This is a genomic window from Sorangium sp. So ce117 (genome assembly GCF_051524395.1).
GTDB lineage: Bacteria > Myxococcota_A > Polyangia > Polyangiales > Polyangiaceae > Sorangium > Sorangium cellulosum_B.
Window position 1 is genome coordinate 6018859 of record NZ_CP150309.1, and the last position, 24131, is coordinate 6042989.

19 protein-coding genes and 2 pseudogenes are annotated in these 24131 nt (G+C 66.1%); 3 read left to right on the forward strand and 18 right to left on the reverse strand.

The genetic code is table 11. The features are described 5' to 3' along the window. Window positions 1–29: 29 nt before the first annotated feature. The 16 genes from WMF46_RS22465 to WMF46_RS22540 form a co-directional block, all read right to left on the reverse strand. Window positions 30–956 (reverse strand): phage tail protein, encoded by a 927-nt coding sequence (locus tag WMF46_RS22465; protein ID WP_437987460.1) that lies wholly within the window; start codon window positions 954–956, stop codon window positions 30–32. Then, complete coding sequence (locus WMF46_RS22470; RefSeq protein WP_437987461.1) at window positions 953–2188, reverse strand: hypothetical protein; 1236 nt, start codon at window positions 2186–2188, stop codon at window positions 953–955. Before WMF46_RS22470 ends, WMF46_RS22465 begins: the two co-directional genes overlap by 4 nt. After that, window positions 2178–5189 (reverse strand): putative baseplate assembly protein, encoded by a 3012-nt coding sequence (locus WMF46_RS22475; protein ID WP_437987462.1) that lies wholly within the window; start codon window positions 5187–5189, stop codon window positions 2178–2180. The genes WMF46_RS22470 and WMF46_RS22475 overlap by 11 nt, the downstream gene beginning before the upstream one ends. A 10-nt stretch (window positions 5190–5199) precedes the next feature. Next, window positions 5200–5433, reverse strand: a complete 234-nt coding sequence (locus WMF46_RS22480; RefSeq protein ID WP_437987463.1) for a hypothetical protein — start codon at window positions 5431–5433, stop codon at window positions 5200–5202. 56 nt (window positions 5434–5489) lie between these two features. Continuing rightward, window positions 5490–5885, reverse strand: a complete 396-nt coding sequence (locus tag WMF46_RS22485; RefSeq protein ID WP_437987464.1) for a GPW/gp25 family protein — start codon at window positions 5883–5885, stop codon at window positions 5490–5492. Between the two features lies 1 nt (window position 5886). Then, window positions 5887–6282, reverse strand: a complete 396-nt coding sequence (locus WMF46_RS22490) for a PAAR domain-containing protein (protein WP_437987465.1) — start codon at window positions 6280–6282, stop codon at window positions 5887–5889. Between the two features lie 8 nt (window positions 6283–6290). Continuing rightward, window positions 6291–6986 carry a phage baseplate assembly protein V gene (locus tag WMF46_RS22495; RefSeq protein WP_437987466.1) on the reverse strand — a complete coding sequence of 232 codons (696 nt, stop codon included), beginning with the start codon at window positions 6984–6986 and terminating at the stop codon, window positions 6291–6293. Continuing rightward, window positions 6983–8011, reverse strand: coding sequence for a phage late control D family protein (locus tag WMF46_RS22500; protein WP_437987467.1), 1029 nt, complete (start codon window positions 8009–8011; stop codon window positions 6983–6985). The genes WMF46_RS22495 and WMF46_RS22500 overlap by 4 nt, the downstream gene beginning before the upstream one ends. Beyond that, on the reverse strand, window positions 8011–8685 hold the full coding sequence (locus tag WMF46_RS22505; RefSeq protein WP_437987468.1) for a CIS tube protein: 675 nt from the start codon (window positions 8683–8685) through the stop codon (window positions 8011–8013). Before WMF46_RS22505 ends, WMF46_RS22500 begins: the two co-directional genes overlap by 1 nt. A gap of 1885 nt (window positions 8686–10570) precedes the next feature. Continuing rightward, complete coding sequence (locus tag WMF46_RS22510; protein ID WP_437987469.1) at window positions 10571–11035, reverse strand: phage tail protein; 465 nt, start codon at window positions 11033–11035, stop codon at window positions 10571–10573. Between the two features lie 59 nt (window positions 11036–11094). Then, window positions 11095–11283 (reverse strand): DUF6760 family protein, encoded by a 189-nt coding sequence (locus tag WMF46_RS22515; protein WP_437987470.1) that lies wholly within the window; start codon window positions 11281–11283, stop codon window positions 11095–11097. Further along, window positions 11280–11651, reverse strand: a complete 372-nt coding sequence (locus WMF46_RS22520; protein ID WP_437987471.1) for a phage tail assembly protein — start codon at window positions 11649–11651, stop codon at window positions 11280–11282. The genes WMF46_RS22515 and WMF46_RS22520 overlap by 4 nt, the downstream gene beginning before the upstream one ends. Before the next feature lie 28 nt (window positions 11652–11679). Beyond that, complete coding sequence (locus WMF46_RS22525) at window positions 11680–12120, reverse strand: phage tail protein (RefSeq protein ID WP_437987472.1); 441 nt, start codon at window positions 12118–12120, stop codon at window positions 11680–11682. A 55-nt stretch (window positions 12121–12175) separates the two neighbouring features. After that, complete coding sequence (locus tag WMF46_RS22530; protein WP_437987473.1) at window positions 12176–13825, reverse strand: phage tail sheath family protein; 1650 nt, start codon at window positions 13823–13825, stop codon at window positions 12176–12178. Window positions 13826–14230: 405 nt separating this feature from the next. After that, entirely contained in the window at window positions 14231–14971 is a 741-nt protein-coding gene (locus tag WMF46_RS22535) for a DUF4255 domain-containing protein (protein ID WP_437987474.1), read from the reverse strand. 77 nt (window positions 14972–15048) lie between these two features. Further along, complete coding sequence (locus WMF46_RS22540) at window positions 15049–17265, reverse strand: AAA family ATPase (RefSeq protein WP_437987475.1); 2217 nt, start codon at window positions 17263–17265, stop codon at window positions 15049–15051. A 314-nt stretch (window positions 17266–17579) separates the two neighbouring features. Here WMF46_RS22540 and WMF46_RS22545 point away from each other — a divergent pair, with 314 nt between their 5' ends. After that, window positions 17580–18524 carry a hypothetical protein gene (locus WMF46_RS22545; protein WP_437987476.1) on the forward strand — a complete coding sequence of 315 codons (945 nt, stop codon included), beginning with the start codon at window positions 17580–17582 and terminating at the stop codon, window positions 18522–18524. 61 nt (window positions 18525–18585) lie between these two features. Here WMF46_RS22545 and WMF46_RS22550 read toward each other — a convergent pair whose 3' ends face one another. Continuing rightward, on the reverse strand, window positions 18586–20979 hold the full coding sequence (locus WMF46_RS22550; protein WP_437987477.1) for an eCIS core domain-containing protein: 2394 nt from the start codon (window positions 20977–20979) through the stop codon (window positions 18586–18588). Between the two features lie 411 nt (window positions 20980–21390). After that, window positions 21391–21873 (reverse strand): hypothetical protein, encoded by a 483-nt coding sequence (locus tag WMF46_RS22555; RefSeq protein ID WP_437987478.1) that lies wholly within the window; start codon window positions 21871–21873, stop codon window positions 21391–21393. Between the two features lie 865 nt (window positions 21874–22738). Here WMF46_RS22555 and WMF46_RS22560 point away from each other — a divergent pair. Continuing rightward, a pseudogene (locus WMF46_RS22560) lies at window positions 22739–23080 on the forward strand (BREX system ATP-binding domain-containing protein); the annotation flags it as partial. Between the two features lie 456 nt (window positions 23081–23536). Further along, window positions 23537–23968, forward strand: a pseudogene (locus WMF46_RS22565) (tyrosine-type recombinase/integrase); the annotation flags it as partial. Between the last annotated feature and the right edge of the window lie 163 nt (window positions 23969–24131).

Consider the following 24131-nt stretch of genomic DNA (forward strand, 5'->3'; position numbering starts at 1 on the left):
GCTCCATCTCGCGTACGCACCGGAGCGTATCAGCCGAGATAGTCCGGCTTGCTCACATAAATGATAGTACAGTGCGCGTGAATGGGTTTCTCCTCGTCCACAAACGAAACCATCGTATTTTTGAGCCGCTCCAGCTGCGCCTGAATATTATATTTGGCTGTATTCAAATAGATCCCCGCAACAAAATAATGTGGGCGCATGCCATCGAGCACTGGCAGGCACATGGGCAGCGTTCCAATATTTTTGAGAGCTGCTTGTTCTTGTTTGGGCGAGGCCGTCTCTGCGAGCGTCGTGTTCGTGCCGAGCTCGATGGGCTGTGCCGGAGTCATATCGACAACATTGGTTTTGATCCATACTGTCTGTCTGTCAGATTCAACGACGACGTTGTCGAAGAATGCTTCCATGAGCTCCTTCAGCCCTTCCAGCGTCCCACGCTTCCTGTAAATAGGCACGATCCTTGAGAGCACATCGCGCCGCTTATCAATGCTCCATTCGCGGATAGGCACGAGGGCGATCCACCCCGAGAGCCATTCCAGCAGTTGTGCCAGAGGTTCTAGGATGAGGCTCATTCGCTGCCGGCGCTTCGAGGCGGAAAGGGTCTCCAGGGACTCCGGGGGGACGAAGGGGACGATGCCCAGGAAATGGTTCAGCACCTCCAGGACGTCCTCCGTGGGGGCCAGGGGGAACGGGGCTGTCTGGTCCGCGACTTCGATCGGAGGTAGAAGCTCCGTCGAATCAGGGAACAGAAACGACAGGCGCGGAGAGAGGAGCGCGGGTAGCGCCTCCAGGAGCGCTGCCATCCCTTTCTGCACGCCGGCCTCGCCCCCATCCCTCCGCCCGAGCAGGCTCTCCGCGATCATCAGGTAGCGCTCGACGAACGACGGCGTGCCGTCCTCGCTGCGGCTGGCGTGAACCGCGGGGAGCAAGCGCAGGTATTCGGATTCGTCATCGCTCACGTTCCACCTACCTTCGCAACCATTGTATCTTTGCCGATCCGACTAGCACCTACCAGCATGCCATACGCGGAAGTCACGGCCTGGAGCGAGAGCGACACGAGCCATGGAAAGCCCAGATCGCGAGCCGAGCGCAGCACGACCGTCGTCTGACCCACGCTCGCTTTCCCTACGCGCAGCCCGGTCATCCGCTCGATATAGACACGGACCGGCTGGCTGGCATCGAGCCCGTCGACGCCCTGCAGGGCGGACGCCATGTCCTCGCTCGTGAGGGGGCGGCGGTACGGGTAGCCCTGCCCTGAAAGGCCTCCGATCAAGGGATCGAGCAGCGCCGTGATGCGCTCCCACGCTCTGCGCAGCACGGAGGTCGGGTTCGTGTCGATGATGCTCGGGTCGCTGTTGGCGGGCGTCTTCGTGACCAGGACAGCGACCGTGACGACCACCCGGGTCGGATCGAACTGCGGTCTCACGACGGACACGCTCGTGCCGATGAGACAGCGTGGCGCAAGGTACTGGCCGATCACGTTCATCAGATCGGCGTATTTGTCATAGTAATTGGAGTCGGTTAACGGGTCGTAAAAGTCATAGATCGAAGCCAGACAATTGGACGAATCAGCCACGCTTGGGCCGCCCATGGCGTAAGACAACTTGGCTCCGGAGACGATGGTCACCTCGACGCTCTCCCCGCGCTTTCTGACGATGGCGCGCTCCGCTCTGGACGCGGCCTCGGAGACGCTCGCGCTGCACTCCAGGGCAAGCTCCGCGAAGTCCTGCTCCGTGATCGCCCGGTACGGGGAGCGCCACAACCTTGACAAGGCCGTGTACAGATCGGCCGGATCGGGGTTCTTTCGGCCAGAGCTCGAGCGGAGGGCCCGCAAGAGCTCGACGTACGAGGGATCGCGCAGCACCACGTTGCCAGCGAGCTCTAGCGGAAAGTCGTCCGCATCCGTCAGCACGTCCTGCTCCGCCTCTTGAAGCGTCTCTTCGAGGCCCTGCTCCGGCGTGCCGGCGGCCAGCAGGGCGAAATTGCGGTATGCCGCCGCCGGGACCCGATCGATACGGTAGGATGTCCCGTCCGCGATGAAGGCGAAGAGCTGAAGCAGCGTGATGCCTGGATCGGACGCGTTGTAGTCCGTCCAGCTCGAGCTCAGCGCGGGGATCGTCTCTCGAAGCCACCGGAAGATCTCCGCGTAGCGCTCGGGCGCGAGGTTCGGGAGCTTCCGCTCAACCGCCACGGCGCACCTCGAGTCGGAGAGCGCCCGCCGCCGGTAGCTGGCGGTCCACCATCGTGACGACGGCTCGCTGGGTCGGGTCGCGCCTGGAGATCATGACGTCGTGGATCCGGGCGACCCTGGGGATACCCTGCAAACCCCGAGCGACCATGTCGCTGGTCACCATCGCGCGGAAATCCCAGCCCGCTGGTTGCTTCTCTCCGCCGAGCGGCTTGAAGAAGTCTTTGAGGCGGCTGATCATCCTCGCGCGGACATCGGTCTCGTTCGCGCCCGGCTCGAGCGACGCGCCGACCTCGACGTCGATGGCCACGTACTCGGGCTCCACCACGGTGATCGCGTCAGCGACGGCGAAGAAGGCCCTCGCGCGCAGGTACGCCTCGACCTCCTCGATCAGAAACGATGTCGGCATGGGCTTTTCCGTGTCCTCGCGCGGCACGATCGCGACGATGAGCCGCTCGCCCGTCGCGTACGCCGTGGCCCGCCCGACGCTCGGCGACGACGCGAGCGCCAGGGTCGCGAAGTCCTCGGCGCTCATGGCCCTGTCCATCGCCTTGAGACGCTTCGGCCCGAGCCTCCGCAGGGTGTCGAGGTCGTCTGCGTCCATTCCGCCCTTGGCTGCGAGGACGTTGGTGACTGATTCGACGCCGGTGATCGCCTGCTCGAGCACAGTCAACTGTCCAGGGGGCAGGTTCCCGCGGGCGCCGCCGCCGCTCGAATAGCTCGCCGCGCGGATGTTGTTTTCGCCGAGCGGCGGGACCATGCCGCGCATCCCATCCCCGAAAGAGAGCTCTCCAGTCGTGGAATCGAGCATGTAATGCCGGTCGTCCGCCTTCGAGAACGTGAAGGTGGTGACCTTCTCCCAGCGCCGCCAGGCGTAGAGCTCCGCCGGCGCCGCGCCTTCCTGCCCTGTCACCTGCTCGCGTACCTCCACGACCTCGCCGTCGAGGATCGGCTTGCGCGGGAACTCGAGCACGAGCCCAGGCGCGGCCGTGCCCGAGCCGAGGATGTCGTTCTTCCACAAGAGGGCATTTTCGGCCAGGACTGCGTTCGGCACGACGCGCTCTATCCGCGGCAGCCACTTGGGCTCTCTCTGCGGCGCCGAAAGACGCAGCCATACCAGGGTCTTGTTGAACCGGGTGCTCTCGGTGATCCAGATCGGGATCTGGATCTCGACCACCCCGCTGGTCGTGAACCCGTCCGTGCGGTCCGTCACCGTGAGCGGGCGGAAGGCGGTGCCGTCCCAGCCTTCCCAGACAAGCTCGTCCTCGATCTGCTGCTCGACGCCTCGGCTCGGCGCGTCTTCTTCGAGCACGATGAAGAGCGACATCGTGCGGCCCAGCACATGACGGAGGAAGCTCGCCGGCGAAAACCCGAACGAGTACGACGACGCCGGCTCGAGCTCGGGCCGATAAGGAGCGACGATCCCCAGCGGCATCTCCACGACGTCGAACGCGTTGTGAGCGATTGTCGTGTCCGGCCGGCCGATCAGCTCGTAGGACAGCCATAGCGACGATACGTAAGGCGGCGTGTAGGTCGGAGGGAGGTAGACGCCGAAGTTGATGTTCTTCGTGCGGAGATCGGTGAGCGCCGCGCTCTTGTCGGCGACGTACTTGTCGAGCCACTCGTTGAGGGCATCCGCCTGCGGCGGGATCACCGAAACCTGCCCGGGCGATCCATAGCCGCCCGCCGCGATGCGCGCGCGCACCCAGCGGGTCTCGAGGCCGTGGATCGATACGGGATCCATGGCCGGGCAGGTGAATGTCACCGTGCCGCCCTGGGTGAGCGCGTTCGTCCCATCCTGCACCGTGAGGAGCTCTTGCCAGCCGGCATCGGTCCAGTACTCCCAGGCGAGCTGGACCGAAGGGCTCGGGGTGATGGTCTCCGCCTGGACCTCCATGGTCACCGTGGCCCCGGCGCGCGAGAACACCTCCTCGGACGCGAGGTAGAATGCGTCCTCGACCGCGGGGGTCTCGCCGAACGGGCGGCCACCCATCATCAGGTCGACCGGTGTGTTGTTGGCGTACGCCGCCTCGGCCTTCTGCCGCTGCGAGCTCGCTGTCACCGAGATGCTGAAGATCTGCGGCAGGATCTCCGCATCGGCGGCGCGAACGCCGACGGTCTCGGCGGGCCTCACCGTGATCCAGAACGAGGAGATGCCCTTGACCTCCGCCGGAGACGCTTGGAGAAAGTCAACGAAGCTTGCCTCGATCACGGCATAACGCTCGGCATCCCCCTCGGTGTCGGAGCAATCCGGAGGCGAGTACGGTGAATCCGCTTGATTTGGTTCATCGACCGCCACATCGGGATCGACACCGAACCTCGGCCTGAGCTCGCGGCCCGCGCCGTCCGACCATCGAGCAAAGAAATACTGGAACAGATTGATGCCCTCGAGCCGGACACGCAGCTCCTTGAGGGCGATCCGGTGCTTGAAGAGCGCCTCGCTGCCCAGGTGAAGGGCGTGCTCGAACGGCTGGAGCTGGGGCTCCACGTGGTCCGCCTCCGAGACGACGTCCTCGCGGAGGACGTCGCCGCGGTCGATCCATGCGTCCGCTGCCGGCAGGAGGGTGCACGCCGCCTCGAGCTCGGCCGGGAGCGCCAGGAGCTCGCCGGTCGTCTCGAACAAGAGCTCGGGGTCGGCGGCGGCGCCGACCTGCGTCCTCTCGGCGATGAGGACTGGCTCGTTCCCCTCGGCCAGCGTGAACGTCAAGACCACCTTGGCCGGGCGCGGCGCGCGCAGGTCCATGCCGAAGAAGCTCAAGAACGCGAGGAAGTGCTTGTCAGGGGCCCGGTTGAGCTGCGCGGCGAGCGAGGCGTGCAGCCGCGACAGGAGCTTGAGGAGAACGAGCCCAGGATCGGTCGGGTCAAAGTAGCTCCCGCCTTCCGCTGTGTCTGGGTCCGGCCAGAGGAGGGACCACTCCGGGAGATAGTAACGCGCGAGCTTGATGGCGTCGCGGTAGACGTCATCCGCGGAGCGGGCATCCAGCGTGTAAGGCTCACGGCGCATGGGCTGCGACTCAACTCTCCGGCAGGGCGGAGTGGAGCTGCGTGCCGTTGTTCTTCTCCGCGGCGGCGCCCGGGGCGCGCGGCGGCTGCGACAGGACTTCCTCGAGCACCTGGATCGCGCCGCTGATGCGGAAGAGCGTGCTCTTCAGGTCATTCGTACGGACCTCCAGGGCCGCGATCTGCTTTTGCCCAGTCTCGAATTCTTCGCGAAGATCCTTGAGCCTCTGCTCCACATAGTCTCTCATGCCATCTCTCCGATTCTGGCTTGCGCCTGTCGTTACATCCGATCTGCCTGTCGCGCTCATTTCTGGTTGAGGTAGAACGGGTAAACGAGGTTTCCGCGCTGGTTCTTCGAGCGCACGACATAATCGATGGCGATGAGCATCACCCCCGGCCGCTTCGGGTCCATCGAGGCGCGGACGTCCTCGACCTCCACGCGCGGCTCCCACCGCTCCAGCGCCTGCTTCACGTGGAACGAGGCGAGGGAGAACGTCGCCGGGCTCTGCGGAGCAAAGACGAGCTCCCAGATCCTGCTGCCGAACTCCGGCTCCATCACCCGCTCCCCGGGCGAGGTGCCGAGGATCAGCTGGATCGATTGGCGCACCTTGAGCTCGTCGGACGCGAGCTCCACCTTCCCGCCCGAGAGCGTCACGGGGAACGACCACCCTGCGCCGAGGAAGTTCTTCGACCCTTTCACGCTACCCTCCGACGAGGACGCTGCTCTGCGCAAGGACGGTCCCGGAAGGCAGCGGAGCAGGATCGTTACAGGTCAGGGCGCGGTCGGCGGCCCGCGCGGCCGGGCGCTTTCCGAACATCACCGTCGCGCTGCCCTTGACGATCTGCGCCTGGTTCGTTGGCGGCACCGCGAACGTACCGCCGACCGGGATGTGAGGCGGGATGTTGGTCGCGGTCGATCCGAGGACGGCGGCCATCCGCCCCTCGATGAGGACGCTCGGGCAGAGGTCGCCGGTGATGATCCCGTTGAACGGGAACGGCTGCGAGACAGGCACCGGGCCCGTAGGCGAAGGCACGAGAACGATATGCGTGTCGAGCGCCTGCACGCGATCTCCTTGCTTGGCTGCCGGCAGTCCCATAGATTTCCTCAGTTCAGCCGGATGAGCGCGCCCTTCACGGCGACATCGCCCGTCGACGAGACTTCCACCTGAGCCTGCGCCGATATCTTCACCGTCGCCGTCGCTGATAGCTCGATCTGCGTGGCCTTCAGCGTGATCTTCCCCGGCCCAGCGGACACGTCGATGTCGCCGCCCGCGGCGATGGTGACGCTCCTCTTCACGGCGTCGAGGACGACCTTGTCGCCGCTCTTGTCGGTCACCTCGATCTTCTCGGCGCCAGGCTTGGAATCGAGGACGATCTTGCCACCGCTCTTGTCGGTCACCTCGATCTTCTCGGCGCCGGGCGTGTCGTCGATGCAGATATGGCTGCCGCTCCGCGTCTTGATCATGCGCACGTCCTGCTGCTTCTGCTCGCCGGCGACGGGAGGGCGATCCTGCCCGTTCCACAGCGAGCCGATCACATAAGGCACGTTCAAGTTGCCCGCCTCGAAGATGACCAGCACCTCGTCGCCCTTCGCGGGAAGAAAATACGCACCGACGTCCTTGCCGGCGAAGAAGGATGCGACGCGACACCAGTTCGACATGATCGTGGCGCCAAACAGCGGGTATTGCACCTTGATGCGCCCGAGCCTCTCCGGGTCGCCCGTCGTCTCCTCGACGATCCCGACGATCACGCCGGTCATGGATCGCTCATGGTGCGCATTGCTCCCCTGCCACGCGTTCATACGCCGGTCCTCCGCAGCGAGATGTTGGTCGTATAGCCATCCTGTTGCGTATAGATGTGTTTTGCCGCGGTCACGTAATAGAGGCCGCTGAAGCGGTCGCCGATGCCCTCGATCTCGACGTTGACCCCGGGCCGGAGCGCGGGGTTTCCGGTCGCGGACGCCTCGACCTCGATGAACCCCTCGATGTCGGCCTCGTACGTCGCCTCGGCGATGGCGCGCGCGCTCTTCTGGTCGAGGATCTCCGGGTCCATCGCCGACACGGGTGAGGCCGCGTAGGCAGCGGACAGCTCGTAGCCCGTCTTCTGGCCGCCCATGCGGAGCGACGCGGGGCCGGAGCTCACGGTCGCGACGATGGACTGCTTCTTCTTCGGATCCCAGCCCACGCGCGTCACGCGCGACCCTTGCTTGAGCGCCCGAGCTCGCACGGTCAGCGTCGTGAGATCCAGGCCGAGGCGCAGCTTCGTCGTCGGCGACTGGCCCGCGATGCTCCGGCGAAAGTAGAGCGTGCGCCCTGTCACAAAGAGCTCGAAATGGATCCGGGCCGCGCGCGCGGAGAGGAACGCGAAATCACTCTGATCGGCCTGGATCACGTACGGGTAGGTCACGCCGCTGTCGTCGGCGCGAATGTCGAGCCCGTTGTCGCGGGCGATGCGGGTGGCGATCTGGGTGTCGCTCGATCTCTCGAACGTGCGCGTCGTGGTCCCGAACTGGAGGCGGTAGAGCGCGTCATAGCCCTGGATCTCGACGACGCTCTCGTCGCCGAAGACCATCTCCAGCGCGCCGAGGCGGCCTTCGAAGATGGGCTTCGTGCTCTCCATGCCGAAGCCCACCGCGACAGGGTCGCCGATGCGGGCGGAGGTCAGATCGATCCCCTGAAAAACAGAGCGCTTGAAGTCGACGCTGCCGACCTCGACGGCGCACGTCGAGGGGAGGTTCAACTCCTGATCGACCTCGGCGCGGGCGAGCGCGGCGCTCATGCTGTCCGGAAGCGGCTTGCCCGCAACGGTGACCGAGACGACGCCCATTACCGATCCGCTCCGGCAGCGTTGCCGCCCTGAGAGAGTGCGTCGCTCTTCGGTAGATCGGCCGCGTCAGGGATCGCGAGGAGCGTCCCGATCTGCTCCGGCGTCGGGAAGCGCAGCGGATCATCGATGTTGTTGGCCCTGGCGATCCAGAGCCATGCGCTGGCGTCCCCGAGCTCCCGGGCCGCGATGGCGTCGAGCCGCTCTCCCACCTTGACCAGGTGGAGCTTTGGGCAGTTATCGAGGCCGGCGTCCTTCTCCACCTCGCTCGGCAGGAGCTGCTCCTGAAATGTGACCGTGAGATCGGCGCGGACCGGGGTGCCGGTCGAGAGGAACATGGTGAAGTGCTGGTCGAGCTGGCTGACGATCCCCTGGTAAGAAAAACCTCCCCAGCTGAAGAGGCAGAGGGGCGGCCGGCGCTTTTCCCCCTGACCGACCGTAGGCATCTGGAGCGCGGCGATGGGTTTGATCAACGCGCGCACGTCGGTGCCCTTCTCGTACGTATCAAAAAAGAGCTTCACGGTGAACGGCAGCCGCTCCAGGCGGTCGAACTGCAACGTCCCGGCCCTCCCCGAGTACAGGATCTGGGACGAGCTCGTGTATTGATCCGGGTTGTACATCACCTCGATCTGCTCGCCCGTATCAATATTCTTGATGATCGCTTTGCTCAGGGTCATCGCAGCCCCGTCCGCTCCTCGCGGTGGCGAATCCGCCTGTCCATCTCCGCCATCAGACGATCGATGAGCCTTCGCAGCTCCGCCTGCGAGGGCTGGTCAGCGAGCCGTGGCTCTCTCGAGGGAGCCGATCGAGGCGCCCGCGCGCCTTCGAGCTCGGCCTGCATGTGCGGAAGAGAGAGCGGTGAGCGGGCACGCGCAGCGGCGGGCGCGCTCTCGGTCGGGCGGGCAGCCGCGAGAGCCCCCCGGTGCTCGAGCGAGGGCAACGGACCAACCTGCAGGAGCTGCGAAGGATGGGTGAGTACGCGATCGGCAGGCGCGCGGAACGCTGCCGTCGGTCGGTGCGACGCGTGGGCGTCGGCTGCCGGCGCGGCTACATGGGTGGTCATCGAGGACAAAGGCCGGAAGGGAGCAGCGAACGTTTGCAGTGTTTGCCCCTTGCCGCCGAGACTGCCGTTCGAAGGGCCCGGGAGCGAGAGTGTGGCCGTGGAGGCAACGTGCACCGCCGCCGGCCGATGCCGAGAGACATGCTGGCTGAGGCGCCCGAGCGCCGCTCCAGCGCCGGCCGCGCTGCGCCCGGGCGCCGCTCGAGCGGCCGCGAAGCGGATGCTGGGGTTCCCAGCTTCGCGCCAGGGAAGCAAGGCTCGGCCCGCGCGCAACGCCGCCGCGAAGCCGCCGCCCGTCGTGCGCCCGAACGCTTGATGGGCGGCGCTCGTCCGGTATCCCCGAAGCGCCTCTCCGGTTCGAGATAGCCGGGAACCCCGCGCCCCTCGCTCCCCCTCCCTCGCGCGCCGGCGCACAGCAACAGCGCGAGGAGCTGCGCTCTTCGGCGCCGAGCGGACGAGGGCTGCGTCTGGGGCTCCAGGGAAGAGCATGAGAGACGCGGTGCTCTCGCGCCTGATGACGCCCTGTCTCGGGTAGGTCGCGGGCACGCTTCGAGCTCGGGGGAGCATCACGGAGGGAGGGCGAACGGCGAGCTGAAACGGCAAGGCGAACAGCGCCGTCGCCAAGCGGCGTGGCGTGTCAGAAGGCGCTGTCCGCGTGGCTTGCTCCGTAACGATCGAGAGCAACAGCCGGAGAGGCGCTGCCAACGTTCGCCACGCCTGGCCGGTGCCATACCGGCGCGGCGCCTGCGGGGAGGCAGCGGGTACATGCCACGAACGCGCGCCGCGCATCTCCGGTCGCGCGTGCTCTGAAACGCGCCCCTCGTCGAGGGGCTTTCGCACGAGCAGCACGCCTGGGGGCGACGAGCCGAGGAGTGGCAAGCGCGCGAGCAGCAGGCGTGCGACGGTCCGGCGCAGAAGGGCCGCAGAGGCTCGCACGCGCCGAGGCTCCGGGGAGCGCCACGTTCGCGCCGCGAGGGTGGAGCGCAGCACTGTCGCCACGGCGCGCGGTAGGCTCACCGCGAGCGCAGCGCCCACGCTGCGGGCACCGTCGCCCACGCTGCGGGCATCGTGGTCGGTCACACCCGCTCGGCCGCCCGTGGCGGCGACCCGAGGGCGCGCGTGCGAGGCACCGATCGCTGGCCGCAACTGCCGCCCGAGCCGCCCCACCTCCGGGCCGACCTCGTCCATCGTCCGCCGCCGCAGCGCGGCTCGCTCGTATCGCTCGGCCCGCGCTCCGGGCGAGCTCCGGTGGGCGCTCGCGCGGAGCGCGGCGCCGAGCGCCTGAAACACCGCAAGCTTGAGCGTGAACCACACCGGCTGGATGACCGTGGATGCCCCGACGGCAACGTGGGTCAGGCGGAGCGGACGAGGTCTGAGCGGCTCGCCTCGCCCGTACCGCTCGCGGATCTCGCGCGATGAGCGCATGGCGGCCCGAGCCGCGCTCGGCCACGCTGGGCGATTGACCTGCTTGCGCTGTACCCGATCCAGCATCGCTCAGGCCCCTATGCCTCGAAGATCCCGTCGTGCGCCAGCGTCAGCGACTGAAACAGCACCTGGTTTGAGGCTGCGTCGAACTCGGGACCTTCCCAGGCGATCGGGTAGGCGCTCCGGAAGTGCCACTGCTTGAGGAATGCACCGGTCCGGTCCATGAGATGGACGGTCCCGTCGTAGCGGCTGAACTTCCCGGCGATGACCTGCTGGTACCAGCTCCATAGATTGTCCATATCGGACATCCCGCGCCGAAGGATGAGATCCGTGTACGAGGTGGGGCCGGGCAGCCGGTGCTCATGCGTGTTGACGCCGCCCTCGCGGCGCGACTCGACCGCCGTTTGGATTCGCAAGCCGCTGATGCTGCTGAACCCGCCCACGATCAGCGATCCGATCTCGACCTGAAAGTTGAAGCCCAGGTACGGATCCTTCCGTGCCGCACGTCCGCCCGACGACGAGCCCCTGCCGCCGTTCGCCATACCGCCTCCCTCACGCCACGGTTACACCCAGGACCGAAGGCCGTCCGCTCGCCTCGCGATCAGAAGTCGAGCAGCGACCGCTCCTTCTTTCCGGAACCCATGATCTCCCGGTTGATCTTGCTCGCCTCTTCGCACCACCGCCTGCGCTCGCGGTGCTCGAGCCTGAGCAGCGAGTCGTACTCCCAGTGAAAATAGTACGCGAGAAAGGCTATCTCCTCGTGCATCGCATCGAGGGGATAGCCCTTCATTGGTCCCGGGACGTTTCCACCTCGAACTCGAACCCATGGTTGCATTTCGGACAGAGCACCTCGACTGCGTTTCGCCCCCGCTCGTTGATGCGGTTATACATCTCCTGAAGAGCCGCGAAATCCGCCGCGAACAGGCCTTCGATGACCTTGGGCGTGACGGTGTGCAGCGTGCCGAGCCGCGTCACGACGCGCGAGAGGAGGATGATGGAGAGGTAGCTCTGGTTCTGCTGAACGCGGCTGTCGCGCAGCGGCAGGATCTCATCGGCCGCGGTCGCGAGGCGCATGGTGCCTTCCTTGTGAAGATCGCCATTTTCGTCAGCGTAGCCGAGCTTCAAGACAAATGGGAATTCGGTGGTCAGCGCGGTCATTTCAGCTTCCTCTCTCTCTCTGACGCCGTCATTGCGTGCGCTTGATGGTCTCCACCGCCACCTCGAGCGTCTCGATGAGGACGTCGCTCCCCTTGCCGTCGAGATCGCCCGCCTGGTACCTCGACGGCCAGGCCCCGACCAGGTCCCAGCGCGCGGCGTCGTTGCCGGCGTCATCGACGAGGATGATCGAGATATTCCTCCGAGCGTTCGGCACACCGGTGCCGGTCTGGCGGACGATCTGCCACCACTCGTAAAGCTCCATCGACGTCGTGACGCCGCGCTTGAGAGTGAGCGACCCCACCTTGGGATACCCGGAGAGCTTGCGCGTGAAGGGATCGGTGCCCTCGCGGTACTCGATCTGGTCCGATGACTCGTCCGGGATCGTAGCGCTTGCGAAGGCGGCGACCTGAATGCTCGCGATCTCGACGCGGAACCGATAATTCCTGTAAGGGTCCGTTCTCTCCGCCATGATAACTATAGCCTCTCTTGATGCCCGGCCCCGGAGGGCTCCACATCAGGCTCGATCAAGCCGATGGTAGCGTCTGCTGCTGAATGCGGAGCACGACAAACTCCGCAGGCCGTACGGGGGCCACCTTGATGTCGATATAGAGGAGCCCCTGGTTCCTCGTCGCCGGAGGGTTGTTCGACGCGTCCACCTTCACCTCGAACGCGTCCGAGTCCTTGGCGCCGAAGAGGCCTCCCGCCGTCCACACCTGGGTCAGAAACACGGTCACGTCGCGACGGACCGTGCCCCAGAGCTTCTGATCGTTCGGCTCGAACACGACCCATTGCAGGCCCCGGTAGAGCGACATTTCGATGTACGTTAGCAGCCTGCGTACGCTGATGTAGATGAGGCTCGGGTCCGTCGACAAGGTGCGCGCGCCGTACGTCACGATGCCGTAGGTCGGCAGGCTCCGTATGGCGTTGATGCCATCCGGGTTGAGGATACCTTGAGCCTTCTCCGTGACGAGCGCCGTGAGGCTCACCGCCGACGACAGCTTGCCGTCGCGGATACCCGCCGGAGCCTTGAACACGCCGACGCGGCTATCGGTCTCGGCATAGGTCCCTGCGATGGCCCCGGAGGGAGGGATCGTGATGCTGCGCGCCGTCGACGTATTGAAGAAATCGATCCATGGATAGTAGATCGCGCCGCGGTCCGAGTTGAGCGCGTTCTCCAGGTCAATGGCTGCGGTTGCTCCAGGGGGAGTCAGCGGTTCGCCTCTCTTGAACGACCTGAGCGTCGGCGGGTCCAGCCAGAAAGGGGCGTCTGCGATCATGAACATGTCGCAAGGAGTCCGACCTTCGCAGTAATTTATACCCTGCTGAATCGTCGCTTGCTGCGTCTTGAGATCGTCCAACATGCCCGTGTCGGGCATCACGAGGAGGCTTGCGTCGGTGATCGGATCGAGCCTGGCGAGCGCGTCTTGGTAGTCGACCGGAGCGCCCGACGCGGAGTCAGCGCCGGTCACGAGCAACGCCGGGGCGAGAGCGGTGGGCGCCGGTGGCGTCTCGGCGTTGACCGTGACACGGATGAAGAGCGATTGGCCGTTGATCTTGGCCTCCAGCGAGCTAGGTTGCCCGTTCGCTCCTTTCTTGAGATCCTTGGTGGTCAGCCCAGGGAACTCTTCAATGACGTAATAATCAACAGTGCGGGTGATCTTGGCAGAATCGAGATTATTGTTCTTGATGTAGCGAGTGATGAGACGCTCGAGGACAGTCTTCTTGCTGTCGTCTTGTTCCACCTTTGCGGCGGAGTAGAGGACGCGGACGCCGAAGGTGGGCGTGAGGGTCGTGCTGGGAGTGTCCTCCCAAGGGTAGTTTTCGATCGCGATGGCGAGATCGTTGCCCCACAGGCCCGGTGACGACGCCGTGAACTGGAAAGGCGCAACCACGACCGTCGCCGCGGCGAGGCCATCGCTCGCCTTCGCGCTCACGACGTACGCGTACGCGCCGCCCTCGGCGAAGAAATTGTATACCGCAAACGGGACGTTATAGCCCCACGTGAAGTTCCCGAATTTCGCCAGAAAAGCGTTCCAGCTATCGATCAGCGTGGGCTCGTCCGGCCCTTTTTCTGTCCATCCCACGAAGGCGGTGGTGCTGGTACCGACGCCAGAGATCTGCTGCGGTCCCCGAATTTCTTCGATGTAGACGCCCGGATACAAATAGTTGGACACGGGTTCAACCTTTCCAGAGACGATCCGGACGAAGGAGGTTGCCAGATCCTCTTCGACACACACCGCATTGCGACAGACCTCGGCCTCTTCCCCATGGCCTCTTCCCTACGGAGGGAACGGTGGAGGCCGCCTTCGAGGGTCTCTCCCTCCACCTCTCTTTGAGGAGAAGGAGATGCTGGGAGGACAAGGTCGCGAGGGCGGAGTCCGCCAGCTGATCTCGGCTACCCCCCGAAGCGCGACTGGACATTAGGTTCCCTTTGCCGGAGTTGTCAACGCGGTCTGATGATGCCCGATGCGATCGTTCGTCACAATCATGGGGCCGGGTCTATCCCCAGGCGATCGTTTTGTCGCCCTCATGGGACCAGCAATGCCTTGTGGAACGATGATCTCGTCAACCTCATGGAGTCAGCCCGGCGATCGGGGATCTGTGTCGATCACCCACTCTTCCGGGGAGGGCGGGCTCCCCTCGGTGGGCGAGTTCACGCGGAAGGTGGACTGGACCTTGCGGACGAGGGCTCCCTCCTCCGTGGCGGCGCGCGGGATGCGCACGGGCGTCACCGTATAGAAGAGCGAGAGTCGGTAGGGTTTGTTCGGAAAACCCGCCCAGATCTGATGGATCTGCTCCATGCTCGGCGCGTCCGACAGGACGGGCAGCCGTTCGTTGCCTGTAACGGACAGCACGCCGTTCGGGCTCTTGTCCTCGAGCACGGGGCAGTCGGAAAACAGCCGCTTGAGCTTGCTCACGAGCATGAGCTCGTTCTCCGCGTTCTGGGCGTACGGGACCATCATGTAGGAGAGATCGACGGCGAGCGGCGCCGCGCGACGGACGAAGCCGGTCCCCGTTCTCACGATCGACGGGGGCTCGTTGATCAGGTAGGGATTGTTGGCTACCCGATACAAATAGACCAGGATAAGCGGAGAACGCCCCTGCCCTGAATCAGGCTCGTCCGAGGGAGAGTGATACTTGACCTCCACCCTGTCCACGTCCTCCAGGTCTCCAGGTCGGCGGCCGTGGTAAAGCGAATCATGATCTTCATCAACCGGAGACGCCGGGCCCGGAGGATCGTTGAGAAATACGTTCTCGCGGACCAGCGTGCCCAGGCTCTCGCTCACCTGGCGGAGGACCCATCCTGCGGGATCTCTCATGGTAAACCGCTCCCTCGTGCGCGCTCGACAGCGTTTCATGGCCGACCGATCGACCTTCACCGGCTGTAGGGTGTGACCTAACCGAAGGTCTCGTCCTTCACCACCTTGCCCATCTTCTGGAATTCGAGCCGCGCCGCCCGGAAGAGGTGCCACATCCCCACCGCCGCTGCTTGCTCCGCCGCGAGCATCGCCGCGGCGAGCGCCACGTTCCGGATCGAGCCGCCGGCGAGCTCCAGCCGGGCGCCAAGGAGCTCGAAATCGACGTCGGGATCGAGCGGCGTCTCGGCAGGAAAAGCCCTCTTCCAGATGGCCGCGCGTTCTTTGGGGCTCGGGAACGGGAAGTCGACGATGAAGGACAGCCGCCGCATGAAGGCCTCATCCATGTTCTTCAAGAGGTTGGTCGCCAGGATCACCACCCCCTCGTGCGCGTCGATGCGCTGGAGCAGATAGCTCGTCTCGACGTTCGCATAGCGGTCGTGCGCGTCCCGCACCTCCGTCCGCTTGCCGAAGAGCGCGTCGGCTTCGTCGAAGAACAGGATCGCGCTCGTGGCCTCGGCCTCGTCGAACAGCTCGCCGAGGTGCTTCTCCGTCTCGCCGATGTATTTGCTCACCACCTGCGACAGATCGATCTGGTAGAGGTCGAGCTCAAGCTCGCTCGCGATCACCGCCGCGGCCATGGTCTTGCCCGTCCCCGGCGGGCCCGAGAAGAGGGCCGAGAGCCCCTTGCCCAGCGAGAGCTTGTCATCGAAGCCCCACGCGACAAAAACCTGGTTTCTCTGCTGCATGAACCGGCAGATGGCACGGAGGAGCTCCCGCCGATCCTCGCGGAGGACAACGTCGTCCCACCGATGCGCGAGCGGCACCTTGCGCGCGAGGGAGCTCGGCTTGCCGCCGTGCCGGAGCCGGCACGCCTGGAGCACATCGGCCGTGCTCATGACCGCGCCCTGTCCGCGCGTGAGACAGAGGGCGCGCGCCGCGGCGACAGCGTCGTGGATCTGCCCGCCGGTCAAGCGGAAGCGGCTCGTCAGCGCTGCGACGTCGATGGCCATCGCCGGCGCGTCGCCGGCGCGGAGCGCGGCGTTCCACAGCGCTGCCTGCTCGGCCATGCGAGGCCGGGGGATCTCCAGGCGAATGAGCGGACGCCCGCCCAGCGCGCCCGCAGGCGCCCACGGCCCACGCTCCAGAAGGAACACGGGCCCATCGTGCTCGGCGATCGCCGCCGCCACGGCGAGCTCGAGCGCCTTCCGGTCCGCGGCGCCGAGCGCGCCGGATCCATCCCAGCAAAGCGCCGCGCTCCACAGCCTCGCCTCGCGCGCGACGAGCGGCAGCGCCGCGCGAAAGGGCGCGCCTCCCTCGGCGAGGAGCGCCTCGAGATCCACAACGAGCACGGGGACGCCGATCTCCCTGCAGAGGGCCTCGACGAGCGACCTCTTCCCCACGCTCTCCGGCCCCTTCAGCGTCACCACGGGCCACGTCTGCCCCCGATGCGACGCGGCGAGCCGGAGCAGGCTCTCTTTGGTCTCCTCGGGCAGGAGCAGATCCTCGAGCCGCGCTCGAGGATGCACGAGCCGCACAGCGCGGCCGAGGCGCGGGTCGAGCTCCTCGCTGCCGAGCAGATACCAGATGATGCGCTCCTCCACCTCGAGCGGGGCGGCCAGGAGCGAGCCTTGCCGGGCGGCGGCATCGAGGCCGCGGAGCAGAGCATGGCGCACGAGCGGGGCGCGCGGCGCGAAATGGCGTCGCGCGGCGATGCGCTCCTCGAACGAAGCAGCGAGCAGGAAGAGCCCGATGTTCACCGTCGGGCGCTTGCGCGTGATATCGTCGTTGAGATACGCAAAGAGGCGCTCGTAGCGAAGGTCGATCTCGGGCGCGAGCGCGAGCAGGAGCACATCCAGGTCGAAGCGCGTCAGCCCGAACCGCTCGGCGAGCGCCACGAGGCGAAGAGGGACGCCGCGCCTCCCGCTCTCCGCCGCGCGGCGCGAAAGCACGGCGGCCTGCCTCTCGATCGCCTCTTTGACCGCGATCACCTCCGGCCCCTCAGGCCCAGTCGTCCAGTGGGGCTCGCCCGGCGCCCGCTCGAGCAGCGCGTCGATCTCGGCCTCGGAGATGGTAAGGCCGGGGAACGAATCCTCCTCTGCCGCTAGACGTGCCTGAGCGACGCCGAGGCGCACCATCCGATCGACGCGATCGAGCTCGGCCATGAGGTGATCGAGCGACCGCGCGAAGGGCTCGCCGCCCGACAGGTCCGGGGCGCTTTCCGGTTCTTCTGAGACCTTGTGATGCGGCGCCTGCATGGAAGAAGTCGTCGTGGTGGGACGCGGACCAGCCCGCTCCAGGCTCTTGGCCTCGCTCCGCGGCTCTCATCTTCACCCAGGCAGCGTGCGACGCGCAATAGAGGAATCGGCTCCAGCGCCGCTATCGTGTCCCTGCAGGTGGCCCCATGAACCTGAAGATCGAATGGCCCCATGAGGCTGCATAAGTCAGCCATCGAGTGGCCCCATGAGGCTGAAACAAGAACTGCAGGCTGCACGCTGGACTGCCGCAAAACCTCTGCGTTAGCATGGAGCTCGCCCTGCGACTGCGGTCGAGGCCAGCGAGGTGACACACGATGGCACAGCAGCGGATTTTGCATCAGGCTCGAGTCACGAGCGGTCGAGAGGCGGCGAGGACAACCGCCCCCCTTTCCCCGTCCCCTCTTCACCCCGCCCTGGAGCTGCATGCGACCATCGGCAACCGCGCGGCGCGCCGCCTGATGGGAAAGAGGTCGAACGGACAATTGCAGCGCGACGCCGCCCTCGGAACGCGGGGCGCGGTACAGGCGGATGGGGGCACTCCGCAACGAGCCCCGGCAGACGGGCAGGCGGCCGGAGCGAAGGGGACGGCATGGCGCGGCTCTTCAGCGGAGCCGAGCCATGAGCCTGTTATCCAGTGCATGCCGAAAGACCGGAAGAGAAAGTACGACGAGGGCACGCACGGAAGCAAGAAAGAGGAGCAAAAGCGGCTTAAGTTGCTCTATGGCATCGATGTATCTGGCAGCACTCACGAGTCGGAGCACACCATCGGCTTCGAGCCGCTCAACCAGACATCGGGCTTGAAGCGGGGGACCGCAGGGCGCGCGCGAAAGCTCGAGAACGAGGCGCCCGCCTACCAGGAGGTGAAGTCGCTGCACCGGGCGCATATCGGGACGGGCACTCACAGCACCCCCGACGCATCGGGCTTCACCTCGAAAGAGTATCGGGACGCTCAGAGGAGCTTGCTCGAGGCCGAGGATGTGAGCAGCACGGTGCAGCTCAATCAGCTCGGGTATGCTTTCGACCCGGATTTCGCGACCAATGCCGCGACCCAGGAGCGCAAGGCCGCAGATGATTCGTACAACACCATGGTCAATAACATGAACAGCATCACGTACGCCCAAGCGGACGACGATAAGACGGTAACCGTCACCCCTCAAGCAAAGGCGGAGATGCACCTCGCGCGCTTGGTGGCTACGGAGAAGCGGTTTCCAACCCTACTGGAAGAGATGCAGGCCAGAGTTAAATACGGAGTGGAGTAGCATCGAGTAGTGGGCGTGTGCTCGCGCCTCGGCGACGGCTACGGGTTCGACGTCCTTCGGTCTAATCGCGGTCGTCCCCCGCTCCCCGATCCATGAGTTCCCGAAAGTTCGCCTTCGGCCCGACGAGGAGCTCCAGGGCTCGCCTCTCGCCGCGGTTCTTCGCGACATCGAAGTGCGCCTCCAAGCTCTTGAGGTACGTGAGCCAGTTGCCCCCGTTGATACCCCCGAGGTCGACGTAGCGCGCGTTCGTTGCCTGCCACTCCCCCTTGTCGACATCGCTCAGGCCCTTCCACAGCTTCTTGACCTCGAACGGGCTACCGCTGCCGATCTTGTCGGTCTTGTGCCCGCCGAAGCTCGACTCGGGGTTCGCGGTCGCCTCCGTCGAATGCGGACCGTGGACGTAGCCGACCTGGCTCGCCGCCCCTGGGCCCGTGGTCTCCATGCCGATCGACAGGCCGCCGTCGCGGCCTACGTCCGGCGCCGTAAAGCCGATGTACATATGGCCGTGAGCGCCGTCGGGCAGGATGACATCGCCGTTGTGGTCGAGCTTGCCCAGCCCGCCCGCCGCCACGTTCATGCCCCACTGGTGCACGTGCTGGGCCGACGGTCTGAGCTTGGACACGAAATTGCGTATGGCCGCACCTTTGCCGCCCAGCTCGATGAAGGGGGCGCGCTGGCTTGCATCCGGCGGCCCGCCATCCTGCTTCGGGTTCGGTTTGATCCACAGGTTGTGGGTGCCGAAACCGCGCGTGAACACCGCCCCCTTGGCGCCCTTACCCTCCGTCGTGATGCCGAGGAAGTCGAGCAGCTCCCGTCCGGTCTCTCCCTCCTTGATCGCTGGAATGCGGATGTTGACCCGGCCGCCGTGGGCGAGGGCCCGGGCTACGTCGGTGGCATTCGGCAGCTCGACGTGAGTCTTCGCTGTCTTGTCGTAGATTTTCAGTCCGGCCTGCAACACGAGGAAGAGCTTCTCCAGGATCCTGGCGGCCTGCATGTTCTCGGAGGCGATCTGTTGCGGGTCGAGGATGCGACCCTGCCCACCGAACGGCAAAGCCTTGCGAATCGCGCCGTGGACCCCGTGGGTCTTCTCGACGACGGCCCCGGCCCTGACGGCCTCCTCCGCGTCGGTGTTCATCGTGCTGTGCAACATTGTATCGACGAACGCGGAGCGCACGTCGCTATCGCGCGTGGATTCGGCCTGCTGGTTTTCTGCGCTGTCGCCGTGATGAATCATGAAATGCCGCCCCAGCGTGTACGCGGGGGTGCGCTGGTTGGCGCCGATGCGACGTTTGTAGGCCATGGTCGCGAGCTGCACCCGTGTCTCGGCCTCGAGCAGGAGCCAGTCGTAGTACTTGCTCTCGCTGAGGTAGTTGTTCGCCTCGGGCTCTGTGAACAGGCCGGCGTAGGACAGCCACACCTTGCCCGCCGGGGAGCTCGACAGTCGCTCGATAGCCTGGAGCTGGTTGTCCGAGAGACCCGGACCATCCCGCAGCTGACCCGACATATCGAGCTCGTCGGGATTGAGCTTCCAGCCAGCTGACAGCAGCGCGTCCTTCTCCTCGTCGGAGAGCTTCTCAGCGGCCTCCCTGCCCTCCACCGCCTTCTCGTCGAGCTGAGCCTTGAGCTTGTCTTCCTTTTTCCGCGCGCTCCTAGGAGCATTCGGGTTCGCCTTCTTTCGCAGCTTGTCGAGGTCGGTCTTCAGCTCGCGGATCGGGCGGCGAGGGGTATCGTGGCTGGGGGCGACCGTCTTCGTCTTGTGGGCGAGAGTGAACGACGGGCGGCCGGCAGAGGCCTGCGCCTGCGGATCGCGCATCCGCTGGACCACCCCCACGGAGGACGAGATCTCCGCCACGCCGGCTCCCCGGGACGGCTCCCCGCGTGACGCTTCCGCCGAGCCGCTCTGCTCCGTCGAAAACGCCCGCGCGCCCATCGTGTCTGCCTCGCGCTCCAGCGCCGCGTCGGCGTTGATCGGCTGGCCGTGGAGCTCTGCCGTCGCCGGCACCCGCCCCTCTTTCTGCTGGACGACGTGCCAGGCTTCGTGTGCCAGGTGTCGCTCCTGCCCCGGGGCCAGGTGGATCTCGGGGCCTCGCGTGAACGCTAGCGCGCCGAGCCGCGCCGGCTCTGCCGAGCGGCGCTGCACGCGCACGTCGTCCATCGACAGCCCGGACAGGCGCTCGATGCCGGCCTTGAGCTCGCTCGGTAGCCCCGCTCCCGCGGCGCGGCCGGGCTCCGGCGCGGCGTCCGCGAAGAGCCTGCGTGCGGCGCGGTTGCCGACGGCCTGCTGGAGCTGGAGCGCCGCGCCGGGCGAGAGCTGCGCCGGCCCGAAGCGGTGAGCACCTGACAGCGGCGCGGCGGCTCCCCGGGCCGCCGGCTCCGCTTCTGGGACCGGGCTCGCAGTCGTCGGTGCGCGGTTCACGGCAGAAGCGCCTTCGCGGCGGATGGCTTGCTTGCTCATGGGGTATCGGGAGCCTATCGGGGATAGGAAGGCAAACGGCTTGTCGAGTCAAGCGGCCTCGCCCGCAGCTACGATAGCACTCGAGCCACGAGGCGTCCAGCTCGCCCGAGCGCCAGTCCGCCGTGTCAACACGAATCCGTGCGCGCTCGGCACGCCAATATTCAGTGTGATGGGGCCGCCCCGCTCTCGGCGTCATGGGGCCAGCGAGACAGGCCAGGAAAGAAGAAGCGCATGTCTATTGGTTTTTCGCTCTCCTGGAGCTTCGAGGATTGCCCACCACCACACGCATCATCCAGCCTGCACCTCCGCCTGAGAATCGACGGAGAGGTGCCCCGGGGAGCGGCTCCCCCGGGCCCCTCGCCGGAGGCGGACAGTGCGAGCTCCACCTCCGGCTCTTCCGCGGATCGCCGGTCAGAGCTCGTCAGGGTGTTCCTGTTCGTCACGGCCGCTGGCCGTGCTCTGGGCGAGCGCCTCGCTGGCCGGGGGCGCCTCCTTCACGCACACGCCTGAAGGCCGCTCGCGCCAGCCGAGCTCCCTGTGCGCGAACCGCCGCAGCGTGCTGTATGTCACCTGCACGCCCTCGAGCGCCAATCGCTTCTGCACGCGGACCAGCCGTAACGGCTTTGGGCCCATGAGCCACCCTTCGATTTGAGCGCGGCGGGCTTCGAGCGTCTGCCACGCCGATGACGGCGTGGGGTGCGGGCGCGCCTGCACCTTCCGCGCGACCTCGGCGACGAGCTCGTCGCTTATATCGCTCTGCGGTTCGATCCCGCACCGGCGCGCTGTCTCGATGTACCGGAGCGCCGTCTTTCGATCGACCACGCCGGCGCGTGCGATCTGCCGGGCGCTCTGCCCTTCCTGCCAGCGATGGATCACGCCTCGTACATCCGTCATGCTCAACTGTCTAAAGCTCATTTGTATCTCCCAAGAGCGGCGCGCACGCGCGGACGGAGTCCCGTCTCCGGACCTCGACCGCCGGCGGTGTGCGTCAGTGCGCGTCAGCGCTGAATCACTTCTTGTGCCGCCCAGCTAGCAACGCGTTGTAGATCGCGCTCGCCAGGGTGAGATCAGCGATCGGCGTGGAGATTGCAAGCCGTCTAGAGTGTTGATCTCCACGCACATGGGGCCAGATTCCGGCGTATTCGCCACCCTTATGGGGCCAGTCGCGAGGTGGCCTGACATGAGTTCGCCAGGGTCATGGGGCCGACCGCTCGCCAGGGTCATGGGGCCACCCTGGCGCGGATGACCCAGGGCTTGACGACCGAGAGCAAGGACATGGATCCGACCGGCGGCGCGGGTCGCCCTGTATGTCAGAGAAGATGCCGTCTCCTCGGTTCGGCAGTCCGGCCCGTGGAGTTCAGGAGATCGTGATCAGGGCGAGCCCGGAGAGCTCGCTTGAGACCGCCGTATGAGGAGGCGTTTCGAGAGAGATGGTCCAGCGGATGGCCGGGCTGGGCGCCCTCGCCGCGACGCCAAGCAAGTCGGTGTCCCGCAGCCCACCGTGTCGAAGTGGCTGCGCGAGGCCCATCGTCTGGGGTATCAGCTATCTCAAGACCACCGTTCGCGGTCGTTTCCACTTTCTGTAGCTCATCGTCGAGCGCGGCGGTGGCCGACTCTACCTCTCGCACATGGGCAGTTGAGTGACGTCGTCCTCCGGCCTCGTCCTCACCTGGACGGGTCTCACGATCAGGACGGATCTCGCGACTGGCCCCCTGCCCTGCCCTCGAAAGTCCATGCGTGCTCCTACAACCGGGATCGCGGCAAGACGTTCATGGCGCGCCTCGCGCTGCTCGACGCGCAGGCGCGCGGCTTCGCCACGAGCTTCGTGGTCGTGTCGAACAACGACCTGCGCTTCCACCGCTTCGACGACGTCTACCGCCAGGTGATAACGGAGCTCGGGACCGCATCGTGTACGCGCGGCGCGCTCGGCGACCTCCTCGACCGTTGGATCGGCAAGATCAAGGACGGCCTGATCGCCGCCGGCGCCGACGAGAACGCGCCGGATTTCGATCGCGCCCTCCTCCAAAGGGCGGGTGTTCGGCTCCAGCCGGTGAACGACGCCGCATCCACACGTCACCGGAAGCACTCCCGCGGGTGTTGAGGTGCGGCGTAGCAACCGCAGCAGAGGACGGCCCTCTGAGGGCCCCCTGGCGCTCTTGAAGCCTTCCGGCTCGCGGGCGATACCGCCTGGCCACCCAGGGACACGACCCGCGAGCCGGCTGTCGCGGGGGACGCTTTCCACGAGGTCGAGAGAGTGAGTTTCTCCCTCGCGTGCAAGATATGGGTTAACGCAGCGGTTCGGCATGCCCTGGCCGAGCCGAACCCCGACCCGGCGACCCGTGAGCTCTGCCAAAAAGAGCTCTCGTGGAAGACAGCCAAGAACGTTTGGGGGGTCGTCTCCAAGCTGTTCGATGACGCCTGCCGCTCCAAGGTCCTGGCGCTGCGCGTGCGCGACGACAACCCCGCTGCCGGTGTCCGCGGTCCGGATGAAGGGGTGAAGAAGAGCAAGAGCTATCTCTTCCCCTCGGAGTTCCTTGCCGTGGTCTCATGCGACCGCGTGCCGATCCGCTGGCGCCAGCTGTTCGCGCTCTCGGTCTACACCTACACGCGCGCCGCTGAGCTCGAAGCGCTCGAATGGGAAGACGTCGACATCGCTCGGCGCGTCATCCACATCCACCGGGCGATCGATCGCTCCGAGACGGGCGAGGTGAAAGAGACGAAGACAAACAACCCGCGCCGCATTCCCATCGAGCCCACGCTGCTTCCGCTGCTCTTGGCGATGCAGGGAAAGGCATCCCGGGGCCGCGTGATCAGCATGCCGTCCAGCTGCGATCTCTCGGTGCGCTTGCGGCAATACCTCGGGTGGGCCGGCATCGAGCGCGCCGAGCTCTTCGCGAACGACGCCACCCGCAAACAGCTCACCTTCCACGATCTGCGCGCGACTGGCATCACGTGGATGGCCCTTCGCGGCGACGAGCCGATCAAGATCATGCGCCGCGCCGGCCACGAGGACATCGCCACGACCATGGGCTATGTGCGCGAGGCCGAGAACCTCATGCACCCCGTGGGCGACCCGTTCCCTCCGCTCCCTGCCGCGCTCCTGGTTTCGTCCGACGAATCGTCCGAGGGACCGGCCACTTGGGGCCTACTGC